Genomic DNA, 16,746 nt, shown 5'->3' on the forward strand with positions numbered 1-16,746 from the left:
TGGCCATGTCGAGGCAGCCGGCGCCACCCCGGCGGCGGTCAGGGGCGGTGGGCGATGGCGCGGGCGTCCGGCCAGGTGATGCGGAGCTTCGTCGGTCGGCCGTTGAGCCGGCCCGGGACGCCGCCGGGGTCGGAGATCCGGGCACGCTCCACGACCTGGCCACCGTGTGCGGCGTAGAAGGCCTGGGCCGCGGTGTTCTGTTCCTGCACCCAGAGGTAGAGGGCGGGTGTGGTGGCGCGGTCGGCGACGTGGCGGGCGGCGCGGGTGATCAGCGTCGATCCGAGGCCGCCGCGGCGCCGGGCGTCGGCGACGTGCAGGTTGTCGACCAGCGAACCCCAGCGCTCGTCGTGGTCGAGGTAGACGTGGACGAATCCGGCGAGCGGCGGCTGTCGGGTTCCGGACTGTGGGGCCGCGCCGGCCACGTCCGGGTGGCGCACGGGCGGTTCGTCGGTCTTTCCGGGCTCGGCCACGATGGTCAGTTGCCGGCGGTCGGGGTCGGCGAGCCGGTCGGTCCAGACGGCGAGGCGGTCGGCGAGGACGTCGCCGTCGAGGTACGCGTCGGTGTAGGCGCCGCGGTAGAACCGCCGCCAGCTGTCGGCGTGGAGGGCGGCGATGGCGGGGGCGTCGGTGTTCAGGGCGGGCCGGAAGCGCATGGGGACGGGCCTTCCGTGGACGCAAAAAGGCGTCGGACGCATGGTCCGACGCCACCAGAGAGTTGTACCGATGTGGCGGCCCGGGCGCCGCCGCAGCGGTTTGTCAGCGGTGTCCCTCGGGGCGCTGACGCCAGCGCTCCTCGAGACGGTCGAGTAGGCCCGATCGCCGCGCGCGCGTGCGGCGGCTGGCGGTGCCACCGACGACGTGCAGGTCGGGCTGCTGTCCCTTGCGGTGCGACTGCATGGCGAACGCCGCGGCACCCAGCATGATGACGAAACCCGCCACGCCGAGCAGCGGTGTCTTGTTCACCGTGCCGAAGACAACCAGGGCCAAGCCAGCGATGATCACGACGGCGGCCAAGATCAGACGACGCCGCGCGTGGAAACGCGGGTCGCTGGCGCGCACGGCCGAGGCGAACTTTGGGTCCTCGGCAAGCGACCGCTCGATCTGCTCGAACAGCCGCTGCTCGTGCTCTGAGAGCGGCACGGCACTCCTCCCCGGTCGCGAGGTCGACCCGGGCGGGCCGACAGACCGTGACAGTCAACCGACTGCTTACCCGCAAGTCTACGAGGGGCTTCGCGGGTCGGAAAGCGGGACGACCGACGGCCGGGGTCGAATTTCCATCCGTTCGCCCGTGAGGAGGCTGGCCGGCCGGACGACAGAGCGCCCGAAACGGGCAGCGGCCGCATCAGCCGCCGCTTCCGCCTCGCGCCACCCGCGCTCCGGCGCACCCAGCTCAGGCTGCCGCACCGCGCCCGCCGACCCGGTCAGGCCCTCCACCCGCACCCCCACCAACCGGACCCGGTCGCCGGGCCGAAGTGCCTGGTAGAGGGCCCAAGCGGTAGCGAAGATCTCCCGCGCCACATCGGTCGCGGTGCCCATGGTGCGCGAGCGGTTGACGGTGCGGAAATCGGCCAACCGCACCTTGATCGACACGGTCCGCCCGGCCTGCCCGGCCCGCCGCAGCCGCGCGCCGACCTTGGTCGACAACTCCAGCAGGGCCCGCTTGATCACTTCGACATCCGCGACGTCAGTGTCGAAAGTAACCTCAGCGCCGATCGATTTCTCCACGTGCTCGACCGAGACCCGCCGCGGATCACGCCCCCAACTGAGCTCGTGGAGGTGGGCCGCCGCCGCGTCACCCAACGCCGACCGCAACATCCCGACCGGCGCCTCGGCCACCGCGCCCACGGTCGCGAGCCCGAGCCGGCGCAGGGTCTCGGCCGCCTTCTCCCCCACGCCCCAGAGCGCGTCGACCGGCAAGGGGTGCAGAAAGTCGAGGACCTGGTCGCGCGGCACGACCACGACGCCGTCGGGCTTGGCCCGGGCCGACCCGAGCTTGGCCACGAACTTGGTCGAGGCGACCCCGACGGAGCAGCTGAGCCCCTCCTCGTCGGCCACCCGCTTCCGGATCAACCCGGCGATCGTGGCTGGCGACCCGAGCAGCCGCGCCGCCCCGGCCACGTCGAGAAACGCCTCGTCGACCGAGAGCGGCTCGACCAGCGGCGTGACGTCACTGAAGATCGCCATCACGGCCCGCGACGCCTCGCCGTAGGCCGCCCCGTCGACCGGCAGGAACACCGCACCGGGACAGAGCGCCCTGGCCCGCGCGGTCGGCATGGCGCTGCGTACGCCATATTCCCGCGCCTCGTAGCTCGCCGAGCTCACGACCCCGCGCGGCCCGATGCCGCCGACCACCACGGGCCGCCCGGCCAGGTCGGGCCGCTTGCGCACCTCGACGGACGCGAAGAACGCGTCCATGTCGACATGCAGGATCGAGCACCCGGTGTCATCGGCATCGGGCCCGAACCGCGCATCACCCCCACGCGGCACCACCGCACTGCGTCCCACGGGAGACAGGCTAACCAGGGGGTACGACGAAACCGGCCTCGACGCTTCCAGGGCCTCGCCGCCAACGGGCGTCCGGGGCCGTCTCCCGGGACGGACATCAGGAAACGCGTGGCTACATGCTTCGACATGTAGGACTTCGCAGCGCCCCCCTCGGTGGCCGCGCCCAGTGGCGACCGGACGGACTAGCTGTGCTGTCCAGGGAGGTTGGTCAACCTGGTGATGGGTGGTTGGCCGCCGATGGCGGTGTGGGGTCGGTGGTGATTGTAGTGATGCAGGAAGGCCGGTAAGGCCTTCCTGCGGGCCTGTTCGCTGGTGTAGAGCCGGGCCAGTGCCCAGCCGTCGGTCATGGTCCGGTGGAACCGTTCGACCTTCCCGTTGGTCTGTGGCCGGTAGGGGCGGGTTTTGCGCGGCTTGATGCCCAGTTGGGTGCAGGCCTGGCGCCAGGCGTGGGACTTGTAGGCCGATCCGTTGTCGGACAGGACTCGTTCGACGGTCACACCGCGGGCGGCGAACCAGGCCACCGCGTGGCGCAGGACGTCGATGGCGGTGGCTGCCTTCTCGTCGTCGCGGATCTCGGCGTAGGCGACGCGGGAGTGGTCATCGATGACGGTATGGACGAACGCGGTCCCGACCCTGGGTTCCCACTTGGCGTTGCGCACTCCGGTGCGCTGGGCGGTGGCCTGCCGGTTGCGGTCGCCCTGGCGGCGCCCGACGAAACGCCAACCGCCCCCGTCGGGGACGTTCCCGTATTTCTTCACATCGACGTGCAGCATCGCCCCGGGATGATCGTGTTCGTAACGGCGGACAGGTTCCCCGGTGACCCGGTCTATGTGGGTGAGCCGGTTGACCCGGCAGCGGACCAGAACCGCGTACACGGTCGAGGCCGCCATCGCCAGCCGGGCGGCGATCTGGACCGGTCCGAGACGGCGTTTCAATCGCAGGTGCACGATCGTGCGGACCAGCGGCTGCGGCGTGCGCGTCGGGCTGCGGTGCGGCCGGCTGGAGCGGTCCTGCATACCGGCCTCACCCGCGGCGTGGTACCGGTCAACCCACCGTTTCGCGGTCCGGTACGACACGTCGAACCGCCGCGCGGCCGCGGCGATCGTCCAGCCCTGCTCGACTACCAGCCGGGCCAGTTTCAGACGTGCTATCGGAGTCAGAGCTGCGTTAGCGTGTGCCACGAGGCCTCCAGTCAACGTGAAGCGGTTCTTCGACAGCTCCACTTCACGACCGGAGGCCTCACCCGTTCAAGACCTAGATCGTCTCGTCACACAACCTTGACCAACCTCCCTGGACAGCACAACTAGCCACCGTTCCAGCCAGGAGCGACCGCGATCAGGGGCCCGACGTCCCAGGGCCTGCCCGCAGCACGCGGCGGGAAAGCCCAGGCCCCGCCGCCACGCGCGGAAACGGCCCAGGCCCCGCCACGCGCGGGAACGGCCCCGGACCCCGCCGCCACGCGCGGAAACGGCCCAGGCCCCGCCACAACGCGCGGGAACGGCCCGGGCCCCGCCGCCGCTCCCGGGGCTGCCGCGATCGACAGGGCGACTCGCGGACGCTGCCGCGACCGGCGCGACCGGCTGGCGCGACCCGCTTGATGACGGGCAGCACGATGCGCGGTCGGCGGAACGGCGTCGCGCACCTGGCGGCCGCCCCCTCGGCCACGCGCCGTTCGCGATCTTTGTCGGCTTCCTCGGCTTTCTCGCCGGACCACGTCAGACGGTGCGGCCAGGACCGGCCTCAGCGGCAACGGCTTTGGACAAACGGCGTAATGCCCGCGGTTGACCGCCGCGCTGTGCCGCGGTTGACGCCGCTGCGGCCTGGCGTGATTGATCAAGGTTTGAGGCTGGGCTGCCGCGGAGGTGGCAGCGGAGCGAAGCGGAGCGGTCTCCGGCGGGAGCGGCGGTCCGGACCGCCGCGGACCCGGGACCGGATCCCGATCTTCGTTCGTCAGGAGCGGCCGCGGGAGATCAGCAGGGGGATCTCCATTTCGACCGCTGAGTAGGCGCCGTGGTAGGCGATCAGCATTGCCTTGATCGCGTGTTCGGAGGTGGGGGCGACGACCGCGTGGGTGCCGTGGCAGATCGCGACCACGTCGCCGATGCGGGGCAGGTTGCGGGCCGGGACCGGGCCGAACCAGCCCTGGGCGATGACCTCTTCGCGGTGGGCGACCCAGGCGGCGTCGCCGAGGATCTCGGTCCAGGTGGCGAGTACGTCCTCGGTGGCGCCGGGGAGCGTGTGCAGGTAGCGGACGCGGGGCTCGCCGGCGACGACGCGGACGCCGGCCTGGAGCCTGGGGTCGGCGTCGAAGTCGAAGCGGTGGTGCGGCGGGACGTCGAGCTGGCCGTGGTCGGCGGTGACCAGCAGCGCGGCGTCCGCGGGCAGGCCGTCGAGGACGCGGTCGAGCAGGCGGTCGACCTCGGTGGCGGCCTCGCGCCAGGGCTCGGAGTCGACGCCGAAGACGTGGCCGTAGCGGTCGAGGTCCGGGAAGTAGCCGTAGGACAGGGCCGGCGGTGACCCGGCCTGGCCGAGGCCGGCCAGCACGGCGGCGGCGAGCTCGTCGACGTCGGACGCCGGGTGGTAGGTGGCGCCGCGGTTGGCCGCCTGGGTCAGGCCGCTCGCGGCGAACTCCGGGCGGTTGGCGACGCCGACGGTGAGGCCGGCGGCGCGGGCGCGCTCGAACAGGGTCGGCACCGGCTGCCAGGTCGCGGGGTCCGGGTCGGTGCGCCAGTGGGTGTGCGTCAGCACGGTGTCGGTGCCGGGGATGGCGACGCGGAAGCCGAGTACGCCGTGGGTGCCGGGGCTGGCGCCGGTGCCCAGCGAGACCAGGCTCGTCGGGGTGGTCGACGGGAATCCGGTCGTGATCATGCGGGGTGCGCGGGCGGCCAGGTCGGCGAGCGTCGGCGCGAAGGGGGCGGCGGTCGGGATCTGGTGCCAGCCGAGACCGTCGATCAGGAGTACGGCGATCCGGCGCACGCCGTCGAGCTCCAGGCCCAGGGTGTCGGTGACGCCGGGCATGCCGAGTTGGGCCAGCGCGCTCGGCAGCACGTCCATCAGGCTGTCGGCGCCGTAGCGCGGGAGGACCTGGTCGAACTCGCTCATACCGGGCGGCGGGCCAGCAGGTGGAGCTGGGCGGCGATGTCGCGGTAGGGCGGCCTCGCGGCGGCGGCGAGCTCCAGGTCGAGCAGGGTCCGCGGGTCGTCGTCGGCCGCGGCGGCGGGGACGAGGTCGGCGAGGACGCGTACGCCGTGGATGTCCTCGACCGCGAGCCCGGCCCCGTGCAGCAGGTCGCTGGCGCCGTCGGCGTCGTAGCGGCGGCGCAGCGTGTCGCGCGGGCCCGTGCGGCCGTCGGGATCGGCGAGGAGCGCGGCCGCCGCTTCCAGGTGGCCGCCGGTCGCGCGGGCGAGGACGGCGGCGGCGCGGGAGGCGACCAGCACCGAGGCGGCGCCGCCGGGGCGCAGGGCGGCGGCGATCGCCGTGACCACTGCGCGGGGGTCGTCGACGACCTCGAGGACGGCGTGGCAGAGGACGAGGTCGACCGAGCCCGGGGTGATCAGGCCGGTGAGCGCGTCGCCGTCGCCCTGGACGGCGCGTACGCGGGGCGCGACGCCGGCCTCCACCGCGCGGCGGTTGAGCGCGGCCAGCGCGTCGGGGCTGGCGTCGACGACGGTGACGCGGTGGCCGGCCTCGGCCAGCGGCACCGCGAAGCCGCCGGTGCCGCCGCCGACGTCGAGGATGGTGAGCCCGCCGTCGGGGGCGCGGTCGAGCTCGCGGCGCAGTACCTGCCAGACGACCGCGGTGCGGGGGCCGGGACGGACCGTTGTTCGCTCCACGCGCCGAGCCTAACGGTCCCGCGCCGGTCGGGGTTCGGTGGAACCACGCCGCTGATCACTCCAGTTCCGTGCGTGTTCCGTTGCGTGGCGGTCGGGGTCGGCTGGATGGTTGTTCCAATCATTTGATGCTGATTCCATTGAAAGGGAGGTCCGTCTGATGACGCTCGCCGAGAAGCTGGCCCGTGGGGTGCTCGACGCGATGAACGCCGGCGACATCGCCTTGGTCGGGTCGTTGGTCGCCGAGGACTTCGTCGACCACGGCGCGCCGCCGTGGGCGCCGCAGGGGCGATCCGGCTATCTGGAGATCCTGGGGTTCGTGACGGGGGCGCTGCGGATCCGGTACGAGGTGCACGACATCGTGTCCGCCGACGACAAGGTGGCGATCCGGGCCACCGCGCACGGGATCAACGCGGTCGACACGACGGGGTTCGCGCCGACCGGCAAGGTGTACGCGATGCACACCATGCACCTCTATCGGGAGGCCGGAGGGCTGTTGGTGGAGCACTGGGGTGTCCGGGATGAGCTCGGGGTGCTGTGGCAGGTCGGCGCCCTTCCGCGGCCGGCGCCGGTCGGGTTCGGCCGGCCGGCCGAGGCCGGCGCGGGGGCCGAGCCGGGCGTGGGGGCCGAGCCCGGCGTGGGGGCCGAGCCGGCCGTGGGGGCCGAGCCGGCCGTGGGGGCCGAGCCGGCCGTGGGGGCCGAGCCGGCCGTGGGGGCCGAGCCGGCTGGGTTCGGCCGGCAGGTCGAGCCGGCCGCGAGCGCCGGACCGGCTGGGTTCGGCCGGTCGGCCGCGCCGCTGGGAGACTAGTGGGGTGACCACCCGGCGCTATCAGAGCGCGGTCCGTGCCGAGCAGTCCCGCGCCACCCGGCAGCGGGTGCTCGACGCGGCCCGCGCCCTGTTCGTGCGCCGCGGCTACACGGGCTCGACGGTCGAGGCGATCGCGGCGCGGGCGCAGGTAAGCGTGCAGACGGTCTACAACACCGTCGGCGGCAAGGCCGCCGTGCTCAAGGCCGTCTACGACGTGACGATCGCCGGCGACGCCGACCCGATCCCGATGATCGACCGGCCGACCGGCCGCGCGCTGCGCGCCACCCACGACGCCCGCGAATGCCTGATGTTGTACGCGCGGATGAGCCGCGAGATCTACGAGCGCATCGGCCCGCTGGTGCCCATCCTGCTCACCGAGGGCGCCGCCGGCGACCGCGAGGTCCGCACGTTCATCGACACGATCGAGAACGAGCGCGCGATCGGCACGAAGAACATCGCCCAGCACGTCGCCGACCGGTTCGGCCTGCGGCCGGACCTGTCGGTCGACGACGCCGCCGACGTGCTGTGGACCCTGACCGCCCCGGACGCCCTCCACCGGCTGGTCCGCCGGCGCCGATGGTCGCTCGACCGCTACGAGACCTGGCTCGGCCAGACCCTCGCCGACGCCCTCCTCGGCCCGGGCCGCTGACCGCGTCGCCGCCTCCGTCGGCCTCGACCACTGACCGCGACCCGCCCTACTCGGGGGGCCGGTCGCTGACCGCGTGCCGCCTCGCCCCGCCCCGCCCACCGACCGCGATCGCGACCCTCCTCGGACCCCAGCCGCCGGCCGTGTCGCCTTTCGCCGGTCCGGCCGCTGACCACGTTGCCTCGTGCTGGATCCGGATGGGCTTCATCGCCTCGACGCGTTCCTGGTCGCCGCCGGGCAAGGTCTGCGGCTTGGCGCGCTCGCCATGATCACGTGCACCGGGTCAGGTCTGCTGTCGGGCGTTTGCAAGATCGTGTGCGTCCGGTCTGGACGACACACCGGGCAGCGACCAGGCGAGCCGCACACGATCATGGCGGTGCAGCCCTGATCGCCGGTTGGGCTGCACTTGATCAAGCCGGCATCCGTGGATGCCCGCGTTGGGCGTGCGGGTCTGGCGGGATGCCTGAAGTTGGGCCGGATCGAAGGTGGCGCGGCAATCCGCCAGCGTTGCGGCCAGGGTCCGTGGCTTGTGTTTCTCCGTGGCATGGCGGGCCAGGTCCGCGGCCGGTGTCGCGCGGCCCGGCGGCCCGGCGATGCCGCCAGGTCCGCGGCCGGTGTCGGTAGTCGCGCCGCCCGGCGGCCCGGCGATGCCGCCGGGTCCGCGGTCGGTGTCGGTTGTGGCGACGACAGCGGCGAGTCGACACAAGCAGCACCGCGGTTCGAGCCGAGACGCCTCCCGCGCGGCGGCCCGGCGATGCCGCCGGGTCCACGGCTGGTGTCGGTTGTGGCGACGACAGCGGCGAGTCGACACAAGCAGCACCGCGGTTCGAGCCGAGACGCCTCCCGCGCGGCGGCCCGGCGATGCCGCCGGGTCCACGGCTGGTGTCGGTTGTGGCGACGACAGCGGCGAGTCGACACGAGCACCACCGCGGTTCGAGCCGAGACACATCGCGCGCAGCGGCCCGGCGATGCCGCCGGGTCCACGGCTGGTATCGGTTGTGGCGTCGCGCGCGGCGGGTGCCGCCGGGTCCGCGGCTCGTGGCAGGTCGCGGCGTGCCCGCAGCAACGACACGACGCCGCAGCGGGCTCGTGTCAATGCAGCCGCAGCGGGCTCGTGTCAGTGCAGCCGCAGCAGGCGCGACCACCCGGCCACGAGAGCGCCCCTCGCCCCCCGGGCGGCCGGGCTGGAGGTCCTCATCGGAAGTCGCGGGAGGCCGGTGTGACGGGTGGGGTGATGGCGTCGAGACGGTCCGCGCGTAGGTTGATCACCCCCTCGGCCATTTCCAGGCGGCCGCGGACGACCAGGGCCGCGCTGCGTCGGGCGACCCGCTGGTACCGCTGCCACAGGCCCTGTGAGCAGGTGACGTTGAGCATGCCGGTCTCGTCTTCGAGGTTGATGAACGTGACCCCGCCGGCGGTGGCCGGGCGTTGGCGGTGGGTGACGATGCCGCCGACGCGGACGCGTTGGCCGCTTTCGCAGCGGCCCAGGCGGGAGATCGGGATCGCGCCGATCGCCGCGAGCTGTGGGCGGATGAACTGGGCCGGATGGCTGTCGGGTGACAGGCCGGTGGCCCAGACGTCGGCGACGAGGCGGTCGACCTCGTCCATGCCGGGCAGGGCGGGCGCCTGGGTCGCGGCGGTCGTGCCGGGCAGCCGGCCGGGGCGTTCCTGGGCCGCGGCGCCGGCCGCCCAGAGCGCTTCGCGGCGGCTCAGGCCGAAGCAGGCGAAGGCGTCGGCGGTGGCCAGGGCCTCCATGTTGGCGGTGGTGAGGCCGACCCGGCGGGCCAGGTCGGACATGTCGCGGTAGGGGCCGTTGGCCACCCGCTCCTGCTCGATCTTCTCGGCGAGGTCGGACCCGATGGTGCGTACGCCGGACAGGCCGAGCCGGACCGCGGGGCCGCCCAGGCCCCACTGGTGCGGCGGCTCGCCCGGCGCACTGCCCCAGCGGGTGTCCCTGGTGGACTCCAGGAGCGCGTGGGCGTTGCTGGCGTTGATGTCGGGGCGGCGCACCTCGACGCCGTGGCGGCGGGCGTCGTCGGCCAGGGTCTGCGGTGAGTAGAAGCCCATCGGCTGGGCGTTGAGCAGCGCGGCCAGGAACGCGGCCGGGTGGTAGCGCTTGAGCCACGAGCTCGCGTAGACGAGGTAGGCGAAGCTCATGGCGTGGCTTTCCGGGAAGCCGTAGCTGGCGAACGCCGACAGCTTGAGGAAGATGTCGTCGGCCAGGGCGCCGGTGATGCCCCGCTCGGCCATGCCGCCGTAGAGCCGGTCGCGGATCCGGTCCATCTTCTCCGCCGAGCGCTTGGAGCCCATCGCCCGGCGGAGCTGGTCGGCCTCGGCCGCGTCGAAGCCGGCGACGTCGATGGCCAGCTGCATCAGCTGTTCCTGGAACAGCGGCACGCCGAGCGTCTTGTCGAGCGCCTTCGCCATCAGCGGATGATCGTGCCGCCACTGCTCCTGGCCGTTCTTGCGCCGGATGTAGGGATGCACCGAGCCGCCCTGGATCGGACCGGGCCGGATCAGCGCGACCTCGACCACCAGGTCGTAGAACTCGCGGGGCTTCAACCGGGGCAGCGTCGCCATCTGGGCCCGGCTCTCCACCTGGAACACTCCGACCGAGTCGGCCCGGCAGAGCATGTCGTAGATCTCGGGATCGTCGAGCGGCATCGTGCTGATGTCGAGATCATCTTCGATCATGTCGTACGCGTAGCGCAGCGCGGACAGCATGCCGAGCCCGAGCAGGTCGAACTTGACCAGGTCGATGGCGGCGCAGTCGTCCTTGTCCCACTGGAGCACGGTGCGCCCCGGCATCCGGCCCCACTCGACCGGGCAGACCTCGATGATCGGCCGGTCGCAGATCACCATGCCGCCGGAGTGGATGCCCAGGTGGCGGGGGAAGGTCTGCAGCTCGTTGGCGAAGTCGACGACATGGCCGGGGATGTCTTCGACGTCGACCTTGGCCACCGAGCCCCACCGGTCGATCTGCTTGCTCCACGCGTCCTGCTGGCCCGGCGAGAACCCGAACGCCTTGGCGATGTCGCGCACCGCCGACCGCGGCCGGTAGGAGATCACGTTGGCGACCTGGGCGGTGTGCCGCCGGCCGTATTTCGTGTAGACGTGCTGGATGACCTTTTCCCGCTGGTCGGACTCGATGTCGACGTCGATGTCGGGCGGCCCGTCGCGCTCCGGCGCCAGGAACCTCTCGAACAGCAGCCCGTGCTGCACGGCGTCGACGTTGGTGATCCACAGCGCGTAGCAGACCGCGGAGTTGGCGGCGCTCCCCCGGCCCTGGCAGTAGATGCGGTTGTCGCGGCAGAACTTGACGATGTCGTAGACGACCAGGAAGTAGCCGGGGAAGCCGAGCTGCTCGATCATGTCGAGCTCGTAGTCGAGCTGCCGGTAGGCGTCGGGGTGGGCCGCGCGAGGCCCGTAGCGGATCAGCGCCCCCTCCATGGTCAGCTTGCGGAGATGGTCCATCTCGGACTCGCCGGGATCGACCGGGTAGTCCGGCAGCCGCGGCGCCACCAGCTGGATGTCGAAGGCCAGGTCGCGCCCGTATTCGGCGGCCCGCGCCACGGCGCCCGGGTAGGCCGCGAACCGGTCGGCCATCTCGGCGCCCGTGCGCAGGTGGGCGGTCGCCGCGGCCGGCAGCCACGGGTCGATGTCGTCGAGGCTGCGCCGCGCGCGGACGGCCGCCACCGCCGTCGCGAGCCGTCGCCGCGCCGGTGTGGCGTAGTGGACGTTGTTGGTCGCGACGGTCGGCAGCCCGCGTTGGGCGGCCAGCGCGGCCAGCGCGTCGTTGCGGTCGCCGTCGCTCGGGTCGCCGTGGTCGGTCAGCTCGACCGCCACGTTGTCGGGCCCGAACAGCCTGGCCAGCCGGTCGAGCTCGCGCGCCGCCGCGTCGACCCCCTCGGTGAGCAGCGCCGCCGGGACCGTCCCCTTGCGGCACCCGGTGAGCACCAGCACGTGGTCGCGCAGCTGCTCGGCGACGTCTTCCAGCGAGCCGTAGGCCGGGCGGCCCTTCTCACCGCCGTCGAGCTGGGCCTGCCCGATGACCGCGGACAGCCGCGCGTAGCCCTCGGTGCCGTGGGCCAGCGCCAGCAGGTGCCGGCCGTGCGGGTCGGGCTCGCCAGAACGGATCACCGTGTCCCGGCCCGTGATCCCCTGGGACAGCGACAGCTCGGCGCCGAAGATGGTCGGCAGACCGAGCGCCCGCGCCGCCTCGGAGAAGCGCACCACGCCGTAGAAGCCGTCGTGGTCGGTCATCGCCAGCGCGGTCAGCCCGAGCCGGCGCGCCTCCTCGGCCAGCTCCTCGGGGTGGCTGGCCCCGTCGAGGAAGCTGAAGTTGGAGTGGCAGTGCAGCTCGGCGTAGGGCACCGTCGCCGTGGGCTGCTCCTGCGGCTCCGGCGGCGGCTCGTAGGGCTGGCGTTTCCGGGTCCACGCCGGCGAGTCGCCACCGTCGGCGTCGACCGCGAGCGGGTCGACGACGTGCAGGTGACGCCGGCCGGAGAGCGTCCCCTCCAGCTGCGACCACGGGATCCCCGGGTTGTTAAACCCCATCGGGCACGTCCGCGTCGTCATACCTATTACATCGAGATGACCTTGCCGGCCGGTTCACGCTAGTCATAGATCGCCTCCACGGACCATTGCCCGGCGGAGAGCGACAGCAGGAAGGCGCTGCCGTCGGCCAGGGCGACCTGGAAGCGGGCGCGGCGGCGGGCCTCGGTGGGCGCCCACCAGCGTTCGTCGACCGGCCACGGGCCGGCCCAGCCGACGATCTCGGCGGGCTGCCCCTTGCCGATCGTGAGCCGGGCCGGCGCGGCCGTGACCAGCAGCCGGGCGGACACCCCGACGGGTTCCCCGGCCGCGTCGCGGACCGTCGCGGGCAGCGGGGCCGGCAGGACCAGCGCGGGCGCCGGCGGCGGCAGCCGACCGGGCCAGGGCGCGGCGGGCCGGGCCGGGGTCGGCTCGTCGCCCCAGGGCACCAGCCGCACCTGGTCGGCCGGGGACCGGCCGCCGCCGAGCACCGCGGTGACCACGGACTCCGGCCCGAGGATGCCCTGGATCCGGTTGAACGAGCGGTGCGCGCGCTCCTTCTCCTCCCCCGTCTCGCCCCACAGCCCGGGCTGAAGGCCGGCGTGCGGCAGCACGCCCTCGGGCACGAGCCGGAGCCGGATGATGCCGGCGGTCGGCCGGGCCGGCGCGGTCCGGGCGCCCGGACGGGACGTGCCCGACAGCCACCCGTCGAGCTGCCAGCGCACCCGGTCGGCGATCGCCGCGGTGGTCAGCAGCCCGTCGTGCCGCCAGACCCGGTGCAGCTCCTGGCCGTGCGCGGTGACGGCGCCGATGGCGAGCCGCGTGCAGGCCAGCCCGTAGCCGGCCAGCCGCTCGTGCAGCCGCTCCGCCAGCGCCCGGGCGGCGAACGCGGCCACGTCGACGCGTTCCAGCGGATCGTCGCCGTAGTCTTCGCTGACCTCCAGATCCGGTGGCGGGCGGCGGACCGCGAGCGGCCGCTCGTCGCCGCCGGAGGCCAGCCGGTGCGCCAGCGCCGCGTCGAACCCGAACCGCGCCAGCACGTCGCCCCGGGCCAGCCCCGCGAAGGCGCCCAGGGTGCCGATGCCGAGCCGGCGCAGCAACTCGGTGAGCGCGGGCCGGGCCAGCGCCTCCACCGGTCGGGCCGCCAGGAACGCCACGGTGTCGCCGCTCGGGACGATCAGCCCCTCCCGGGCGGCCAGCCCCGCCGCGAACCCGCCGTCGGCCACCCCGACCTGGCTCTCCACGCCACACGCCTGCGCGACGTGCTCGACGATCCGCTCGGCCGCGGGCTCCTCGCCACCGAAGTAGCGGGCCGGCCCCCGCGCCGCGAACCCGCAGACGCCCGGCCGGACCACCTCGACCCCGGCCACCATCTCCTCGACCGCGGCCACGACCGGCTCGAACGCCCGCGCGTCGCGGGCCGGGTCGTGGTCGACCGCCACCAGCCCCGGGCACCGGCTCTGCGCCTCCCGCTTGCGCAACCCCCGCCGCACACCCTCGGCCCGGGCCGCCTCGGACGCCGCCACCACCCGGTTGGCGTGCAACACCGCGACCGGTCCGATGGCCGGCACCCCGTCGACGATCTCGGCCGCGATGACAGGCCAGTCCGGACACCACAACACAGCGGTACGCGCGACCGCGCCATCACCGCCCACCCGCTCGGAACCGCCCGCGTGCCCGGCGCCGCCCGCGTGCCCGGCGCCGCCCACCCGCTCGGAACCGCCCACCCGCTCGGAACCGCCCACCCGCTCCGAACCGCCCACCCGCTCGGAGCCGGCCGCCCGCTCGGAGCCGGCCGCGTGCCCGCCGGTCATCGGACGCCGCCCGCCACCAGCGTGAGCCGCGGCCGCTCCTCCGGCTCGTCGGCCGGCTCGGCGCCCGCGGGTCCGCCTCTCCGCTCCGGCGGATCCGACAGGCCGCCGAGCTCCCAGACGAGCGGCAACTGGTCCGGCTCGCCCGTTTCGGCGGACTCCGCGGCGCCCGCGGCCGGCTGCTCCCCCACCCTCGACCTGGAAGTGCCGGCCTCGGCCTGGCCACCACTGCCCGACGGACCGGCCGCGACCCGGTCGCCATCCGGCGAAGCCAGCGTGCCGGCCGCCGCGACGGCCGTCGCTGGGTCGGCGGTCGCTGGGTCGGTCGCCGCGGCGAAGGCTGCCGGGTCGCGGACCGCGTGCAGGGCCGGCAGGTTGATGGGCTCGAAGGGCGCGATGGCGACCGTGCCGGACAGGGGTCGGAAGCCCGGCATCCAGACGGTGATCTCGCGTGGCTGGGTGGCCGCGCCGCGGCCGCGGGCGACGATGGTGACCTCGCGGCGGCGGAGCCGGCCGCGACCGGCGGACAGGCCCTCCCAGCGGCCGCGGGTGACGCGCAGGGTGAGGTCGGCGCCGTCCCAGTGGCCGTAGGGCACCAGGACGCTGCCGCGTTGCCGGGCCCGCGCGGCCAGGCGGGCGGTGACCGAGTCGGAGACCGCGCCGGGGCCCGGGACCGCGAGCACGACGACGTCGACGCCGTCGATCAGGGCGGCGACCACCGTGGCCCACTCGGGGCCCGGGTTGGGCACCAGCGCCAGCCGGTCGAGGGCGACGCCGCCGTCGGCGGCCGCGACCGCGCCGAACGCCGGCACGCCCACCACCGCGCACCACGAACCGGCCCGGGACGCCTCGGCGATCAGGGCGTAGACCAGCGAGGTGCCCCCGCTGGGCGACCGCGGCCCGGTGCCCACCGCCACGGTGCTGCCCCGGCGCAGGCCCCGCCCGGGCAGCAGCCCGCGCAGCTCGGCCGGCACCGGCAGCGTGCGGTGCGCGTCGTCGGGGGCGGCGCTGGCCGGTCTCACCAGACCTGACAACGCCGCTGACCCCAGCGTCATCTGTCCCGCCATGCGCTCACCCCCGTCGTGCTGGTTGTGCTGGTTGTGCTAGTTGTGCTGGTGGCGCTAGGCGGCGAGGCCGTCGAGGGAGGGCTGGTGCGCGATGCCGAGCGCGACCTCGACCACGGCCACGAACTGCTCGGCGGCCCGGAGCAGGTCGTCGGCCTCACGGGCGGTGACCACCCGCGGGATGCCGGCCTCGGCGGCGGCGCGCTTGGTGGCGCCGGCGGCGAAGTAGGTCGCCCACTCGTCGAGCTCGGGCGCGACCATGACGAGCAGCGTCCAGACGCTGGTGACCCGGTTGCGCCGGGTCGGCGAAGGGCGGGCGCGGGCCGCGAGCATCGCCGCGGCCGCGCGTAGGGCGGCTAGGTGCGCGGCGGCGTAGCGCAGCCCGTCGGGGCGGGTCTGCGCCGCCTCGGCGAGCCCGTTGCGGGCGATCGCGAGCAGCTGGGCCGGCGTGCGGTGCGGCAGCACGTGGGCCGGCACCGTCGGCGCCTGGCTGGTCGTCATGAACTGTCTCCTCCGCGTATGCAGCAGCCTGTGCAGGACATGCCCCGCCGCGGAGGAAGACGCAGCGGTGGTGCTTAGTTGCCGGTCGGGCGTGACGCTTCCCCACACCACACCCGACCGGCAAGGTCGGCTGGTCCGTCGTCCGCCGCCCGGGGGTCGAGGGCGGCGGACGACGGTCCTGCCTGATGTGCGGCCCGCGAAGCCGCACCTCCCCGGAAGCCACGCCGCGAATCGCGCCTCCGGAGCGCCAGAACGAGTGTGCGAGCTAATCGAACACGCGTTCTAACTACAAGAAGAGTACACCTTGGGTACGACAAAAACGCAACGTGGCGCGCGCTGATGTCCACTGATGTTCCCGGCCGCCGCTCCGAACCGCGGAAACCCCCGCCGACCAGCGCCGACAGAAACCGAAGGCGCGGGCGCCCCCGGCATGAGAGCCTGTCCCGCATGCAGGAGCACCCCAACGTCCGCGCCGTGCAGGAGGCGCTCGACGCCGCCGGGGCCCGCGCCGCCGACGGCCGTCCCAGCCGGGTAAGGATCCTCCCGGACGCCGCGCCCACCGCCGCCGCGGCCGCGGCCCAGCTCGGGGTCGAGGTCGGCCAGATCGCCAACTCGCTCGTCTTCGACGCCGACGGCGCGCCGTTGCTGGTGCTGACCAGCGGCGCCCACCGGGTCGACACCGCCCGGATCGCCAAGGAGCACGGCATCGAGAAGGTGCGCCGGGCCAACCCCGACTTCGTCCGCACGCACACCGGCCAGGTCATCGGCGGCGTGGCGCCGATCCACCCCGGGCGCCCCGCGATGCGTACCCTCGTCGACACCGCTCTTTTCTCGTTCGCCGAGGTCTGGGCCGCCGGCGGCGTCGCGCACGCCGTCTTCCCGATCACCCCGGCCGAGCTCGAGCGACTAACCGGCGGCGCCGTCACCGACGTCGCCTGACGGCGCCCCACCCACCCGCCGCGGAAGCCGCCCACCCGGACTCGGCGAAAGCCGCCCCACCCACTCGCCGCGAAAGCCGCCCACCCGGACTCGGGGGAAGCCGCCCCAC

12 protein-coding genes and 1 pseudogene are annotated in these 16,746 nt (G+C 74.1%); 3 read left to right on the forward strand and 10 right to left on the reverse strand.

The window, feature by feature from the left end:
* Positions 1–38 precede the first annotated feature (38 nt).
* From O7635_RS35055 to O7635_RS35080, 6 genes are all read right to left on the reverse strand, one after another.
* Positions 39–653 carry a GNAT family N-acetyltransferase gene (locus O7635_RS35055; RefSeq protein ID WP_278084782.1) on the reverse strand — a complete coding sequence of 205 codons (615 nt, stop codon included), beginning with the start codon at positions 651–653 and terminating at the stop codon, positions 39–41.
* 103 nt (positions 654–756) lie between these two features.
* Positions 757–1,140: a DUF3040 domain-containing protein gene (locus O7635_RS35060; RefSeq protein WP_278084783.1), complete on the reverse strand. Its 384-nt coding sequence runs from the start codon at positions 1,138–1,140 to the stop codon at positions 757–759.
* A 78-nt stretch (positions 1,141–1,218) separates the two neighbouring features.
* Positions 1,219–2,505, reverse strand: coding sequence for a DNA polymerase IV (dinB, locus tag O7635_RS35065; protein WP_278084784.1), 1,287 nt, complete (start codon positions 2,503–2,505; stop codon positions 1,219–1,221).
* A gap of 182 nt (positions 2,506–2,687) precedes the next feature.
* A complete protein-coding gene (locus tag O7635_RS35070; RefSeq protein WP_278085578.1) occupies positions 2,688–3,686 on the reverse strand; it encodes an IS481 family transposase in 999 nt (332 codons plus the stop codon).
* Between the two features lie 769 nt (positions 3,687–4,455).
* A complete protein-coding gene (locus O7635_RS35075; protein ID WP_278084785.1) occupies positions 4,456–5,607 on the reverse strand; it encodes a nucleotide pyrophosphatase/phosphodiesterase family protein in 1,152 nt (383 codons plus the stop codon).
* Complete coding sequence (locus O7635_RS35080; RefSeq protein WP_278084786.1) at positions 5,604–6,338, reverse strand: methyltransferase domain-containing protein; 735 nt, start codon at positions 6,336–6,338, stop codon at positions 5,604–5,606. Before O7635_RS35080 ends, O7635_RS35075 begins: the two co-directional genes overlap by 4 nt.
* A 157-nt stretch (positions 6,339–6,495) precedes the next feature.
* On the opposite strand from O7635_RS35080, the gene O7635_RS35085 reads away from it, so the two are divergent.
* Entirely contained in the window at positions 6,496–7,143 is a 648-nt protein-coding gene (locus O7635_RS35085) for an ester cyclase (protein ID WP_278084787.1), read from the forward strand.
* Between the two features lie 4 nt (positions 7,144–7,147).
* Positions 7,148–7,792, forward strand: a complete 645-nt coding sequence (locus tag O7635_RS35090) for a TetR/AcrR family transcriptional regulator (protein WP_278084788.1) — start codon at positions 7,148–7,150, stop codon at positions 7,790–7,792.
* A 1,191-nt stretch (positions 7,793–8,983) separates the two neighbouring features.
* Here O7635_RS35090 and O7635_RS35095 read toward each other — a convergent pair.
* From O7635_RS35095 to O7635_RS35110, 4 genes and pseudogenes are all read right to left on the reverse strand, one after another.
* On the reverse strand, positions 8,984–12,346 hold the full coding sequence (locus O7635_RS35095; RefSeq protein WP_278084789.1) for an error-prone DNA polymerase: 3,363 nt from the start codon (positions 12,344–12,346) through the stop codon (positions 8,984–8,986).
* Positions 12,347–12,405: 59 nt separating this feature from the next.
* Entirely contained in the window at positions 12,406–14,136 is a 1,731-nt protein-coding gene (locus O7635_RS35100; RefSeq protein ID WP_278084790.1) for a DNA polymerase Y family protein, read from the reverse strand.
* 422 nt (positions 14,137–14,558) lie between these two features.
* Positions 14,559–15,200, reverse strand: a pseudogene (locus O7635_RS35105) (hypothetical protein); the annotation flags it as partial.
* Between the two features lie 54 nt (positions 15,201–15,254).
* Positions 15,255–15,698 carry an SAV_6107 family HEPN domain-containing protein gene (locus O7635_RS35110; RefSeq protein WP_278084791.1) on the reverse strand — a complete coding sequence of 148 codons (444 nt, stop codon included), beginning with the start codon at positions 15,696–15,698 and terminating at the stop codon, positions 15,255–15,257.
* A 447-nt stretch (positions 15,699–16,145) separates the two neighbouring features.
* Between O7635_RS35110 and O7635_RS35115 the strand changes: the two genes are divergently transcribed.
* Positions 16,146–16,637 (forward strand): YbaK/EbsC family protein, encoded by a 492-nt coding sequence (locus O7635_RS35115; RefSeq protein WP_278084792.1) that lies wholly within the window; start codon positions 16,146–16,148, stop codon positions 16,635–16,637.
* Positions 16,638–16,746 lie beyond the last annotated feature (109 nt).

This window comes from Asanoa sp. WMMD1127, from assembly GCF_029626225.1.
Taxonomy (GTDB): Bacteria; Actinomycetota; Actinomycetes; order Mycobacteriales; family Micromonosporaceae; genus Asanoa.

Coding starts and splice junctions, on each gene's coding strand:
- O7635_RS35110 (WP_278084791.1), bottom strand. CDS start 15,698: ATGACGACCAGCCAGGCGCCGACGGTGCCGGCCCACGTGCTGCCGCAC.
- O7635_RS35115 (WP_278084792.1), top strand. CDS start 16,146: ATGCAGGAGCACCCCAACGTCCGCGCCGTGCAGGAGGCGCTCGACGCC.
- O7635_RS35075 (WP_278084785.1), bottom strand. CDS start 5,607: ATGAGCGAGTTCGACCAGGTCCTCCCGCGCTACGGCGCCGACAGCCTG.
- O7635_RS35055 (WP_278084782.1), bottom strand. CDS start 653: ATGCGCTTCCGGCCCGCCCTGAACACCGACGCCCCCGCCATCGCCGCC.
- O7635_RS35095 (WP_278084789.1), bottom strand. CDS start 12,346: ATGGGGTTTAACAACCCGGGGATCCCGTGGTCGCAGCTGGAGGGGACG.
- O7635_RS35085 (WP_278084787.1), top strand. CDS start 6,496: ATGACGCTCGCCGAGAAGCTGGCCCGTGGGGTGCTCGACGCGATGAAC.
- O7635_RS35100 (WP_278084790.1), bottom strand. CDS start 14,136: ATGACCGGCGGGCACGCGGCCGGCTCCGAGCGGGCGGCCGGCTCCGAG.